This is a genomic window from Mucilaginibacter gossypii (assembly GCF_900100945.1).
GTDB classification, from domain to species: Bacteria; Bacteroidota; Bacteroidia; order Sphingobacteriales; family Sphingobacteriaceae; genus Mucilaginibacter; species Mucilaginibacter gossypii.
This window is the reverse complement of record NZ_FNCG01000001.1, coordinates 1-13556: the sequence shown is the minus strand read 5'-3', so window position 1 is coordinate 13556 and position 13556 is coordinate 1. Positions and strand designations below refer to the sequence as shown.

Sequence of the window (13556 nt, the reverse complement as noted above, 5' to 3'; positions counted from 1 at the left end):
AGTGTTATAGGGTTACATCTAAACCAAAACCGTAGTAAATTGGCGTTGGGTATGACCGCGCACTGTTAGCGCCGCCAGCCCCCAGGTTACTGTTAAATTCGGTCGATTCTGGATCGATAAATTTCACGCCCGAAAACGTAAGCAGGTTTTGGCCCGATACATAAGCCCTCAGTTTTTGTAAACCCAGCAACTTGGCCCATGCATTTGGAAGTGTATAGCCCACCTGTACATTTTTTACGCGCAGGTACTTGCCATCAAACAAATACATATCTGATCCACGCCTGAAGTTGTTTTCGTTTGATTGGCTGCCGCTGGCCGCAAGGCGCGGAAAACGGGCATCAGGATTTTGAGGTGTCCAGAAATCAAGCTCGTGCTGATAGATAACCTGTGAGTAGTTTACGTGAAATGGCTCAACCTGCTCGCCCCTGATAAACATGCTGCGTTTACCTACGCCCTGTAAAAACAGGTTAAAGTCAAAGCCTTTATAGCTTACATTATATGTAAAACCGAAAGTTAAGCGAGGGAACGGGTTACCGAAAACAAACTTATCGTTATCGTCAATTACGCCGTCGCCGTTAACATCAACATAGCGGTTATCGCCGGGCGATACGGTTAAACCGGTTGGCTTAGGACCTGTTTGAATATCATGAAGGTTTTGGAAATAGCCGTCGCGTTTTAAGGCAACATATGAGCCTATCGGCAAGCCTACGCGGTTGATCACCTGCATCTCATCATAGCTTTTTAGCTGATCGCCGCCCTCAAGGTAAAGCACCTTGTTTTTGCTATCAGCCACGTTGAAGCTAAAGGAGTGTTTAAAGTTTTGCGTAGTGAGATAATAGTTAACCGTTAGCTCCCAGCCATGGTTTTGTACTTTGCCCGCGTTATAACTTGGCAAACCAGCACCAAAGGTTCCCGGCACAATGGGTGGCAGCAGGATATCGCGGGTGGTTTTATTAAAGTAGTCGATAGCAACTGTCAAACTGTTTTTCAGGAAGCCTGCATCAACCCCAATATTCAGTGTTGCAGCACGTTCCCAACGCAGATCGGGGTTGGCAAAGGATATGGCTGTGCCACCCACGCCCGAGTTGTTAAAACCATAAGCATTTTGAAAAGGGCCATAAGTGCGCAGGTATTGATAATCGCTAACACTTTGATTACCCAAAATACCGTATGATGCACGCAGTTTCAAATCGCCGATGTTGTTACGATAGTTTTGCATGAAGCGCTCCTCGGTAAGGCGGTAGCCGCCCGATACCGAAGGGAAGAAAGCGCCGCGATTTTGCGGCGCAAATTTTGACGAAGCATCTACACGAAAATCAAACTCGCCATAATACTTATTTTGGTACGAATAACTTGCCCTGCCAAATAATGAGTTAAGACTTGTTTCGGTAGTTCCGTTATTGGATGCTGATGAAGTAGCGGGGTCAATGATAGTACCGGTGGTAGGTGTACCCAGTTCCGGGTCGGTATATTTAAGATGGATACTGTTTTGCTTTGCCGTGGTAGATTCGTTAGCCACGCCTACCAATACATCAACATTGTGTGATTTATTAAAAGTTTTGGCAAACTCGGCCAGTAACTGCGTATTGGTGAACAGGGTTTTGTTATTATCATCATTGGTGTTACGATCTGCCCCGTAAGTTCCGGATGGATAAAAATTCACCTGCTTAACACGCGTAAACTGGTGATCGGACAATAACCTGCCGCCAAAAACAGCTTTCAGTTTAAAATCTTTGGTAACAGAAAGTTCTGCATTTAAGTTACCTAACAGATTGTCATCGTCATGGGTACGGTAACCGCCCTGTTCCAGGATACCAAGCGGGTTAAACTCTGTGAGTACATCATTGGTAAGGTACCGGCCCTGATCGTCTTTAATTTTATAATAGGTGGGTGTACGGCCTGCATCCACTATCAGCGTGCCTGTGCTGTAGGAGTGTTCTCTGATTTCGGAGCGTGAATAAGCCAGGATACTTGTAAGCTTTAACTTACCGTAGTTACTGGTTAAGTTCATGCGGTAGTTATAACGCCTTAAACCATAATCAGGACCAACAAGGTTGCTGCGCTGGTCGGTTACGCCCGCCGACACCAGGAACGATGTTGTAGCATTGCCACCTGTTAAACTTAGGTTATGGCTTTGCTGCCATGAGTCTTTCAAAATGGCATCCAGGAACCATTGTTGATCGCCCTGTTGCTGAAAATCACGAATTTGCTGCGGACTATAAATAGGCTGCAAACCGGCATTAACCATAGCCTCATTGCGTAAAATGGCATTTTCATAACTGTGTACCGGTTTATAACCCACGTGCGGGGATTGGATACCTGCCTGTCCATTGTAATTTACGGTAGTGCGTGAATTATTCTTACCTTTTTTGGTAGTTACTAAAATAACCCCATTTGCCGAGCGTGAACCATAAATAGCCGCCGAACCGGCATCTTTTAGTACCGAAACACTTTCGATATCCTGTGGATTAAGGAGGTTGATATCACCACCGGTAATACCATCAATTACCACCAATGGGGTGTTATCATTAAGTGTGCTCACCCCCCTGATATTCACATTGGCATAAGCTCCCGGCTCGGAGCTGGTTTGCTGGATGATAAGGTTGGGCGAAGTGCCCTGCAAAGCCTGTGTTAAGTTTATTGAAGGTTTTGATTCAATGGCTTTCGCGCTGATCTGATCTACCGCGCCTATAACATTAGTGCGCCGCTGGGTACCGTAACCTACCACCACTACCTCATTAAGCGAAGTACGCTCGGGGACCAGTTGCACATTCAACGTAGCCTGGTTGCCGATGGGCTGCTCTTTTGTTGCATAGCCTATAAAGTTAAACACCAGTACAGCGTCAGCATCGGGCGCATCAATGGTGTAATTACCGTTAATATCGGTTACGGTGCCAATGGTTGTACCTTTAACCCGTACGCTTGCGCCGGGTATAAATAAGTTATTTTCGTCGGTAACTTTACCTTTAACTTTGATGGGTTGCCTGGGGCCCTGCTCAATACCGCCGGTGCTGCTTTCTATCTCCGGCTTTTCATCAATAACTATAACATCGTCAATGATCTTATAGCTGAGGTTGAAGGGCGTTAAAACTTGATCAAGTACTTCCTTAATACTTTTGTCCTTGACCTTAAGGCTTATGACATAAGTTGGTTTAAGTACATTATCGGCGTAGGCAAATTTGATATGCTTTTGGTTCGAGATCTTATCCAGCGCATCGGTTAGCTTGGCATTTTTGAGCTTGAGCGTAACCGATACCTCCAGAAATTTTTGCCCGAAAGAGTTGTTTGCCACGGCCGTAAAGCACATGAGGCAAACCACAAAGCAGGCAAGCGAGGTAATTTTCATTAATATTAATACATGACGAATTACTCCATTTGAAAATAGAGATATATTCATAGATTTGAGAAAATTAAAGTGTTTGAAATTCAAGTGCTTCGTTCTGAATTGGACCTCTAAACGCTGCACTTATTAATAATCCGGCATTTTAGTTTAACCCTGTCAAAATCCCTTTTGAGCAGGGTTTTTTAATGTATTTATGTTGTCATAGCTTGTATTTAGGTTAACTGATAATTGGTATATCTCTTTTATTAGTTGGTTTTATGTTAGCAGCCCTTGCCTTTTAGCTGATAAGCCGGGCCCTTTTGCACAGCTTTTCCCTTCACCAGTTTCGATATGATCTTCATGATATTTTCCAGTGAAACATTGGTAAAGTTGGCGGTGATAGAGCAACGCGCCAGGTTAACATCGGCCTTTACGGTTACATTGAAGTGACGGTTAATGGTGTTGAGCACTTCGGGCAGCGCCATATTTTTAAATACCAATTCACCGTCTTTCCAACTGCTTAGGGCGTTTACATCAACCTGAGCATTTTTTATCACGGATAGCTTATCCTTATCAAAAACAACCTCCTCGGCGGGGGTTAAAAATGTGGCTGTACTTTTTGTTGCACCGGCCGGAGTAACTACCCCAACTTTGCCGCTTAAAACGTCAACCTTAATAAAGCTTTCGTTAGCGTAGGCTTTGATATTAAAACTGGTGCCCAGCACCTGGGTGCGCACTTTTCCGGTATGTATAATAAAAGCTTTGGCAGGGTCATGTGCCACATCCAAAAAAGCTTCGCCTTCCAGCCTGATCTCTCGTTTTTCGCCCCGGAAGGTTTCGGGATAAGTAAGTTTACTGCCAGCATTTAACCATATTCTGGTACCATCGGCAAGGGTGAAATTTACAGTTTGCCCGTTAGCGGCAACCAATTGTTTGCTGGCAATAGGATCCAAACGATCAAGCAGGGCATAGCGGTATTGATAAGCTATTGTTACCGAAATACATAAGCCTGCAAGAAGCGAAGCCGCAACCATCCATTTTTTTAATTTTCCCGGATTTTTCTTTTCTGTATTCTCTAAAGCAGCATTGATTCTGCTGTACACGCCATCAGCATTAAATTCCACCTCATCACCTGCCTCGTTTTGTACGCTGCGGAGATCGAGCTCGTCGAAATATTTATTTACAAGCTCTTCCTGCAAATGCCTGTCATTTGCACCGGATTGTTTTTTTCTGAAAGGGAATTTTGCCATGGTTTATAACTGCAGGATGCAATAAACCGGGGTACCCCCCAAAGCAATTGAAAATATTTTTTGGGGTCTATTTGCCAAACATGTGCAGCAATACCAGCGCCACTACCGACGGCAGGTAGTCAGTTAAGCCAGTGCGCAGATACCTCAAAGCAATAGTGATCTGGTTTTCGACGGTTTTAATGGAGATGTTTAGCCGGGTGGCTATCTCTTTATTGCTGAGATATTCTTTACGGCTCAGGGTAAAGATCTGCCGGCATTTTTCGGGGAGTTGAGCTACGCCATCTTCCAGTAAATGAGCAATATCATCCTGGAACAATTTACTATCGGCCGAATACTTTTCAACCAGTGTCTCAATCACGGCGAGATCTACCGATGCTTTTTTTGTGCGGAGATAAAATAACACGCGGTGCCTGATGGCTACTTTGAGATAAGCTTCAAGCGAAGTGATATTTAGCTGATTGCGCTTTGTCCACAGATCAATAAATAGTTCCTGCACCAGGTCTTCACAAACATCCTTATCCCTGAAAAGATTATAAGCCGCGTAAAACAACTTCGACGAATATTTATGGTATAGAATTTCAAATGCCTTACGGTCATCAAGCCTTAACTGCTCCAATAACCGGGCATCGGGCCACATTTGATATTCCTTATCGTGAAGCATAGCGGCGGTAAAACGGTTTACTGATTGGTAGGGCATATTTACAAGAAAATTTTTAAATAAAAAAACTTTTAAATATTCCACCCATTAAACAGGTTACCTCATCAGCTAATAAAACATAATGAAATAGTGGCTGACACCCTGGTTTTAATTAATTGAATAGTTGCCTTTCTCTTGCCCCACCGCTTCCCAATATCTAACTTTGTATTATGCCAGTCACCCAAAACATAAAGGTTGCCGTTGATGCCGTAGTATTCGGATATACCTCCAAAGAGGGATTGTCCGTATTGCTCATTAAACGCAATATCGAGCCTTTTAAAAACAGCTGGGCATTACCGGGCGGCCTGGTAGCTGACCACGAATCGTTAGAGGAAGCTATTCAGCGTGAGCTAAGAGAGGAAACCGGTGTAAACATCACTTACCTGGAGCAACTGTACAGCTTTGGCCAGCCGGGGCGCGACCCGCGTAACAGGGTGATCTCCATAACTTATTATGGCCTTGTACGGCCCGACGCCTTTGTTGTTAAAGCCGCTACCGACGCCAGCGATGTAAACTGGTTCAATATCAAAAAGCTTCCCGCCCTGGCGTTCGATCATACCACCATCATCAGCGTAGCGCGCGAACGCCTTAAAAGCAAAATGCTTTATCAGCCCGTAGGTTTCGAGCTGCTTGAAGAAAAGTTCCCCTTTTCTGAACTCGAAAAGCTCTACCTCGCCGTGCTCGACCGCCCTATCGACCGCCGTAACTTTAAAAAGAAGATCACCAAATACGGCTTCCTCGAAGAAACTACCGAAAAACAGGCCCTCGAAGGCGCCGGCAGACCGGGTAACCTTTTCCGCTTTAACGAGGAAAAGTATTTTCAGTTGAAGAAAGAGGGAATTAGTTTCGAGATATAAGCCGAGCCCCTCTAAATCTCCCCCCGGTTGGGGAGACTTTTAACTTTTCCATCGTCCCGAATTTATTTCGGGATCCAACATGCTAAGTCACCACTATGCTTGCGCCTCGGCTTATGGCGTGTTGAAATAAGTTCAACATGCCCACATCCGTCGTCCCGAATTTATTTCGGGATCTCACAGGCTTAGTCTCCGCTATGCTTACGCCTCGGCTTGTGGGGTGCTGAAACAAGTTCAACATGCCCACATCCGTCGTCCCGAATTTATTTCGGGATCTCACATGCTAAGTCTCCGCTATGTTTGCGCCTCGGCTTATGGCGTGTTGAAATAAGTTCAACATGCCCACACCCGTCGTCCCGAATTTATTTCGGGATCTCACATGCTATGTCTCCGCTATGTTTGCGCCTCGGCTTATGGCGTGCTGAAATAACTTCAGCGTGACCAGTTTATTTTAACACCATTACAAGTTTATCCCCAAAAAAATTAAAAAATAATTTGCGTATTAAAAACACATATTTATATTTGTGTATAATTAACGCAAATTAGAAATGAAAACAGGAGTAATAATAGCACGCTTTCAAACGCCGTACCTGCATGAGGGTCACCGGGAATTGATAGGACAAGTTAAGCAAAACCATGCCAAACTGATTATATTACTGGGCGTTAGCCCCATAAAAGGCAGTCGCAAAAATCCTTACGACTATTACACGCGTGAAAAGATGATCAAAAAAGATTATCCTGAAATTGTGGTGCTCCCCATCAGCGATAACCCGAGCGATAAAGTTTGGTCGGATAAACTGGACAACCTGCTGAAAAGTGTTTTCAATGCCGAGCAGTTTTGTCTGTACGGCAGCCGCGACAGCTTCATTCCCTACTACAGCGGTAAGTTTGAAACCATCGAACTGCCCGAACACGGTGATTATAACGCAACCGAGCTACGCAAGCAATACGCCGATAAGGTTTTCGACTCAAACGATTTCCGTGCGGGGATTCTATACGCTTACTATAACCAATATCCAAAGGTGTACCCTACGGTGGATGTAGCCCTCTTCAGAAATAACCGCAGTGAGATCCTCTTAGGCAAAAAAGTCATCAATAATAAATGGCGCTTTGTGGGTGGTTTCTCCGACCCAGAAGATGCCTGTTACGAAGATGCTGCCAAACGCGAGCTTGCCGAGGAATGCGGCGAAATGCAAACCACCGCCATGCAGTACGAAACATCGGCCAAAATAAACGACTGGCGCTACCGCAGCGAGGTTGATAAGATCATTACCCTGCTGTTTAGCTGTGATTTTATTGGTGGCGAACCAAAGGCCCAGGATGATATTGCCGACCTGGCCTGGTTTAAACTAACAGACCTGCCTTTAATGATAAAAGATGGCTCTGTAAGCGAAGAACACATTGAATTGTTTAATTTCATCACCGGCAAATACCTTAAAAATTAAAGCCATGAAAAAGGAAAATCTGATCCTCTTAGCCGACGCATATAAATACGCCCACCATAAATTTTACTACCTTGGCACCACCAATATTTACAGTTACCTGGAAAGCCGCGGGGGCATGTTCAACGAAACCGTTTTTTTCGGTCTGCAATATTTTTTGAAAGAATACCTGCAGGGACCAGCCTTTAACCAGGTTGACCTGGATGAGGCCGACGAGTTTTTGAAACAGGTATTTGGCCGCGATGATGTGTTTGATTGCAGCAAGTTTCAGTACATATTAGATAAATACAACGGTTATTTGCCGGTACGCATCAAAGCAGTGGCCGAAGGTACCAGCGTGCCCACCGGCAACGTACTCATGACCATCGAAAACACCGACCCCGAATGTTACTGGCTCACCAACTTCCTCGAAACCCTGCTGATGCAGGTTTGGTACCCTTGCACCGTGGCTACGCTTAGCCACGAGGTTAAAAAAGTAGTTACCCAATACTACGAGGAAACCGCCACACCAGAAGCTTTCGGCGGGATTGGTTTTGTGCTGAATGACTTCGGTTTCCGCGGGGTGAGTAGTGTAGAAAGTGCCAAAATTGGTGGTGCGGCTCACCTGCTCAGCTTTGCAGGCAGCGATAACCTTGCCGGCTCTGGTATGGCTATAAAATACTACCATGCCGAAAAGGTATACGGACTAAGCATTCCGGCTACGGAGCACAGCATTTGCACCCTGCTTGGGCAGGAAGGCGAACTGGAAGTATTTAAACATGTGCTTCGCAGCTTCCCTACCGGCGTTATTGCCTGTGTGAGCGATAGTTTCAATATTTTCCGCGCCTGCAGCGAATACTGGGGCGAGGATTTGAAAGAAGAAATCCTTAAACGCGATGGCACCCTGGTAATCCGCCCGGATAGCGGCGATCCGGTGATGACCTTACTGGAAATTTTCAAGATCCTGTTTGATAAATTCGGTTTTACTACCAATGCCAAAGGGTATAAAGTACTGCCTCCGCAGGTTAGGGTGATCCAGGGCGATGGGGTTAATTATACCGAGATCGGCGTGATTTACAAAGCCCTGAAAGAAAACGGCATCAGCGCCGAAAACCTGGTGCTGGGCATGGGCGGGGCGCTACTACAAAAGGTAGACCGTGATACCCAAAAGTTTGCCCTGAAATGTAGCAGCGCAGTGATCAACGGTAAGGAAGTAGCTGTTGAGAAAAGTCCTGCGGAAATGGATGCCAACGGTAACATCACCACAAGTTTCAAAAAGAGCAAAGGCGGTAGACTTAAACTGGTAAAAACTACCGAAGGCTATAAAACCTTTCACCACGATGAACAACCCGAACTGGCCGACCAGCTGCAAACCGTTTTTGAGAACGGCCATATCATTAAAGATTTTACTTTTGAGCAGGTGATTAACACCTTACAGAACCAATAATGAAAAAATTACTTTTTGCCATAACCGGATATGAATACCTTGCCGAAAAAGTACTGGCCCTTGGCCATTGCGAACGCGGCGAAATTGAAGTAAGCCACTTTACCGATGGCGAGCGCTATCAGCGTATCCTATCCAACGTGGAAGGCAGAGAGGTGCTGCTGATCGGCGGTACCGTGAGCGATAGCGCCACGCTTGAACTGTACGACCTTGCTTCGTCGCTGGTAAGTTATGGTGCCGATTCGCTTACGCTGGTGATCCCCTACTTTGGTTACAGCACCATGGAACGCGCCGTTAAACCCGGCGAAATTGTAACTGCCAAAACCCGCGCGCGCCTGCTTTCGGCCATACCAAAATCAAACCGGGGCAACAAAGTGATGCTGTTCGATCTGCATAGCGAGGGCATCCAGTACTACTTTGAGCAGGACCTGTACCCCGTACACGTATACTGCAAAGATATTGTGATTGAAGCGGCCACCCGATACGGCGGCGATAACTTTGTAATGGCCAGCACGGATGCAGGTCGTGCCAAATGGGTTGAGTCATTAGCTAACGACATTGGCGTAAATGCCGCTTTCATCCTGAAACGCCGCCTCAAAGGCGACCATACCGAAGTAAGCGCCATCAACGCCGACGTAGCCGGCAAAACGGTTATTATCTATGACGACATGATCCGCTCGGGCGGCAGCATCGTAAACGCCGCGATGACTTACAAAAATGCCGGTGCCGGGGATATTTATGTGATCACCACACATGGTTTATTTGTGAACGATGGCATTGGAAAGTTAAAAGCCTGTGGGGCTATTAAGAAACTCATTTGTACCGATACGCATGTGAACTGTAAGGATTTGGAAGGAGATGATTTTGTTGAAGTGAGGACTGTGGCGGGGTTGATTTGTGGGTGAAGCGCTAAGAGATTTTTTAAAAGAATTTGTTATTCAAAGAAACTAAGCAATATCAAAGCAAAAAGAGAATTCCAAAAAGAGATCAAATTATGCAAGATATAAAGGACCGTTTTCTTTGGCAAAGCAAGATTAACTATATAAAGGAATCACTCCTAAAATGAGTTAAGCTTTCAGCTTAACTTTATGACAGTTATATCGTTTATTACTATTTAGGCCATGCAAGCAAAATGCTTGAACAGTTTTAGGTTCAAGTCACGCTACCGCTTCGACCAGAATATATATTCCAGTTTCAGAGAACTGCCCTTGTTGTTCAAACATACAATAAGTAACAGCATTCGTAATTCAAGATTTCGTCTAAGATCTCTTGTAGTACGCTTATATTAACTTTATTCCCAAAAGCCAAACATACCACTCAATCCAAATAAAAAACGATCTTTATTATAATAAAAAATAAAAACTGTTGGCTCAATACTTACAGGCGGTTCGTTATCAAAACCTCCTTGATATGCGTTTAAGAATTTGAAGGCTTTCGTAGCTTTTAATCTCGAAAAGAAGTATCCCGGGTCTTCACTTCGGCCATAAACTAAAACAGGGTGCTTTTTATATTCAAAGAAGCCGTAGTATTTGTCTTTCTTTAAAAGTAAACTATAAAGATCATCTTCTGCCAATGTTGTAAGTCTTACCTGATAGACACCTACTCCGACACTGGATGTAGAATCCTTATTCTTTTGAATTCTTAGCAGAATTGTATTTTTTTTCCTTGAATTAAAATAGCCAAATACAGAATCTATAATTTTTTTTTCAAAATTTTTACGTGGGCACAATAAATGGATTTTCTTCGTCTGCCCCATTAAAATGATGCTCCAAAAAACAAAAAATAATAACAATGGAGCAGCAATAATTTTGCTTTTATTGATAATCATAATAAACAAGTTTAGGTCCCAATATTAATAGTTATATATTAATACTTTTTTTGTGTTGTAGTTAAAATATTGACGTTGTAACATCGCATACCGTCCGCGTATTGTTATTCATTGGAAAGTATTGATTTGATATAATGAACTAATGCTCTATCTCTTCGCTGGAGCACGCGTGCCGCGTGTTTCTTTCAACTGATCATGAATGTCTAATTAGGTGAAGTTACAAATTTGTCAAATATCTTTTCAAAACAAAACGGACAAGGTACACGCGACACGCGTGCACCAGTACTAAAACACTCAACACCGCAATCATATATACCGTATCTTTCAAGAATTAACCATAGCTTTAAAAACAGAAATCATCAACAAAACCATGCCCACAAGAGAGCATAACCGATGACGCTTATCTATCTCATAAAAAATACCGCTAAATGAACCGGGAGTTAATAGAAAAATACGAGATTAATTTTACCAATAAGGTTATGGACATGGGCAAATGGGGTAAAAAGATTAGTAAGATACCACATACCAATAGTATAGCCAGCAGCTTTTTATATGGTTGGGGGGCGGATGACCTGACTGAAGAAGTAATCCCACAGATAGAAAAAGTACTCAGCGGTGAACTTGCCGAATATGAATCTGGTTCCGATCTTGTAGAAATTACGGTTTACAAAACCATTACGATATTTTATATAGATGATGTTGGGAGGAATTATCCGGAAATTCCTACTACAGAATTAAAAGAACTTGTAGAAGCATGGCGGGACTTTCTGTTACAGCCACCATTTGACGGAGATGTCGTATTATAATGCGCTTTGCAGTGCTGAAGCTACCCCCTCTGGTCGAAGTTTAGCGATAGCGTAACTTCGTCCTAAAGTGAGTTAAGCTTTCAGCTCAACTTTTGACGGTGGTAATTACTTTACTGCCAGTCAGACTACGCAAGCAAAATGCTTGCATAGTTTTAAGTCTAAGTTAAGTTGAATTTTACCATGCTTAAGACCTTAGCTTTCGATATAAGCTATCGCAAGGCTTAAATAACCTACATCAACAACGCTTTCCAGGCATCCATTACCCGGCCGTTATCTAACAATTGTTTGGCTTTTAAATGCAGGTGCAGGGTGTGGGTGTCACTGGTGTCAGCATCAACCAGTTCTTTCATTTCATCGGTTTTGCTGAAAGCCTTCGCTGGTGCACGCGTGCCGTGGCCGTTGCACAACGAATACTTAGACAACAAATAAGTATTCGTTATCTAATCACTTTCCTGAAAAACCTGATTAGGTGTAGTAAAAACGGGAGCTTTTAAATGCTTCTAAAAGGCTCATTATTACCTGCAAGAACGACTTTCCTTCATATTTAATTAACTTTTTAAGATTGTAAGCGATTCCTGCCATCAACATGCATTTATTGGCTAATTCTATTCCAATTGTATTTACTTTTCTCATTCCCAGGTACTCAACCAGCGTTCCAATGACAGGCTCCACTGTGCTTTTTCTTATGACCATCATTTGTTTGCCATAGGCCTCGTTTAATCGTTTGTGCATGTCGTCAAACAGCGGCTTAGAAAGCGAATTTGTAATTGTTTTATAGGTTGATTTTTTGAGGCACTGTTTGCGAACAGAACATACCGCACAATCGGATCGTTTACTCATATATTCTTTAGAAACGCCGTGATGATCCTTATAACCAATAAATTTTAAGCTATTACCCTGACTACATTGGTATGTATCATTTTCAGCATTATATGTAAAACCCTGCCGTTCTGACTTGTAAGTGCCTGTGTTGGGGATATATCCGGTAATTCCTCTTGAAACAAGGCTTTGCAATACAGTTGAACTGCTATAATTAGCATCCGCAATTACTTCCTTTACCTCCAAACCATGATCTCCGAGATTGGCACAAACTTTATCAAGCACTGTATCAAGACATTGGTTGTCCTTTTTGTCTGCATGGCAGGCTCCAATGCTTGTAATCACATAGCTGGATGTATCTACGCTAAGCTGACTGAGATAATTTAACTTAGTTACCTTGCCCGGTTTTACAGACATTCTCGCATCCGGATCAGTAGCACTTGCCCGGTTAGCATTACTGCGCTTTTGTGTTTTTTGCCTTTCTGATTTATCGGATAAGTGATCATCTCCTTCAGTTGCCTGACCTTCTTTTAACTGGTCTGTGAACACCTGTCCATCCTCTAAAATATCCTCAACACTACTCATTGATGCATTCGCTTTTACAAACACACTATCAACTGCCTGTCTTTTGCCGGTTAACATTCCTTTGTCTATGCACTGCTTTAATACTTGTTTAAATAATTGGTTAAATATGTCTTCATCATAAAGCTGACGGGTACGACTTAAAGTAGAATGCCAAGGCAATTCTTCGTCGATATCGTAACCAATAAAATAAAGAATATCAAGGCGCATGGATGATATGTTAATGATGCGCCTATCACTTGGCTGATTCTCCAAATAGCCTACGAGTAATAACTTAAAGAAAACAACCGGGTCAATACTTTTTTGTCCGTCTTTTCCGTAATACTTAGCAGTAGAAGCATATAAAAACTGAAGATCTAGTGTTTCTTTCAGCTTTCGGTATATGTTGTCTGCCGGAACACGGTCGGATAATTGGAAATTGGTAAAGAGTTTCTCTTGATAGTGCTTCTTTCCTTGCATGTCATTAAGATACTAAAAACCAGTATCTTAACATAAATTATTATAAAATAACTGGCGCGTTGTGCAACGGCCAC

11 protein-coding genes are annotated in these 13556 nt (G+C 43.3%); 5 read left to right on the top strand and 6 right to left on the bottom strand.

Annotation, left to right across the window (positions count from 1 at the left end; all coding sequences use genetic code 11):
* Positions 1-4: 4 nt before the first annotated feature.
* The 3 genes from BLS28_RS00050 to BLS28_RS00040 all read right to left on the bottom strand — a co-directional run bounded on the left by BLS28_RS00050 (position 5) and on the right by BLS28_RS00040 (position 5269).
* Complete coding sequence (locus BLS28_RS00050; protein WP_176844326.1) at positions 5-3346, bottom strand: TonB-dependent receptor; 3342 nt, start codon at positions 3344-3346, stop codon at positions 5-7.
* A 257-nt stretch (positions 3347-3603) separates the two neighbouring features.
* On the bottom strand, positions 3604-4572 hold the full coding sequence (locus tag BLS28_RS00045; protein ID WP_091162078.1) for a FecR family protein: 969 nt from the start codon (positions 4570-4572) through the stop codon (positions 3604-3606).
* A 67-nt stretch (positions 4573-4639) separates the two neighbouring features.
* A complete protein-coding gene (locus BLS28_RS00040; RefSeq protein ID WP_143020659.1) occupies positions 4640-5269 on the bottom strand; it encodes an RNA polymerase sigma-70 factor in 630 nt (209 codons plus the stop codon).
* 170 nt (positions 5270-5439) lie between these two features.
* Here BLS28_RS00040 and BLS28_RS00035 point away from each other — a divergent pair, with 170 nt between their 5' ends.
* The 4 genes from BLS28_RS00035 (at position 5440) to BLS28_RS00020 (ending at position 9893) form a co-directional block, all read left to right on the top strand.
* Positions 5440-6126: an NUDIX hydrolase gene (locus tag BLS28_RS00035; protein WP_091162075.1), complete on the top strand. Its 687-nt coding sequence runs from the start codon at positions 5440-5442 to the stop codon at positions 6124-6126.
* A 545-nt stretch (positions 6127-6671) separates the two neighbouring features.
* Complete coding sequence (locus BLS28_RS00030; RefSeq protein WP_091162074.1) at positions 6672-7568, top strand: NUDIX domain-containing protein; 897 nt, start codon at positions 6672-6674, stop codon at positions 7566-7568.
* A 4-nt stretch (positions 7569-7572) separates the two neighbouring features.
* Complete coding sequence (locus BLS28_RS00025; protein ID WP_091162896.1) at positions 7573-8991, top strand: nicotinate phosphoribosyltransferase; 1419 nt, start codon at positions 7573-7575, stop codon at positions 8989-8991.
* Complete coding sequence (locus BLS28_RS00020; protein WP_091162072.1) at positions 8991-9893, top strand: ribose-phosphate diphosphokinase; 903 nt, start codon at positions 8991-8993, stop codon at positions 9891-9893. The genes BLS28_RS00025 and BLS28_RS00020 overlap by 1 nt, the downstream gene beginning before the upstream one ends.
* Before the next feature lie 386 nt (positions 9894-10279).
* On the opposite strand, the gene BLS28_RS00015 is transcribed toward BLS28_RS00020, so the two are convergent.
* Entirely contained in the window at positions 10280-10816 is a 537-nt protein-coding gene (locus tag BLS28_RS00015) for a hypothetical protein (RefSeq protein ID WP_091162070.1), read from the bottom strand.
* A 428-nt stretch (positions 10817-11244) separates the two neighbouring features.
* Between BLS28_RS00015 and BLS28_RS00010 the strand changes: the two genes are divergently transcribed.
* Complete coding sequence (locus BLS28_RS00010) at positions 11245-11622, top strand: hypothetical protein (protein WP_091162069.1); 378 nt, start codon at positions 11245-11247, stop codon at positions 11620-11622.
* A 230-nt stretch (positions 11623-11852) separates the two neighbouring features.
* On the opposite strand, the gene BLS28_RS30445 is transcribed toward BLS28_RS00010, so the two are convergent.
* Together BLS28_RS30445 and BLS28_RS00005 are read right to left on the bottom strand one after the other, a co-directional pair.
* Complete coding sequence (locus BLS28_RS30445; protein WP_256337303.1) at positions 11853-12044, bottom strand: hypothetical protein; 192 nt, start codon at positions 12042-12044, stop codon at positions 11853-11855.
* A gap of 43 nt (positions 12045-12087) precedes the next feature.
* On the bottom strand, positions 12088-13482 hold the full coding sequence (locus tag BLS28_RS00005; protein ID WP_091162066.1) for a transposase: 1395 nt from the start codon (positions 13480-13482) through the stop codon (positions 12088-12090).
* Between the last annotated feature and the right edge of the window lie 74 nt (positions 13483-13556).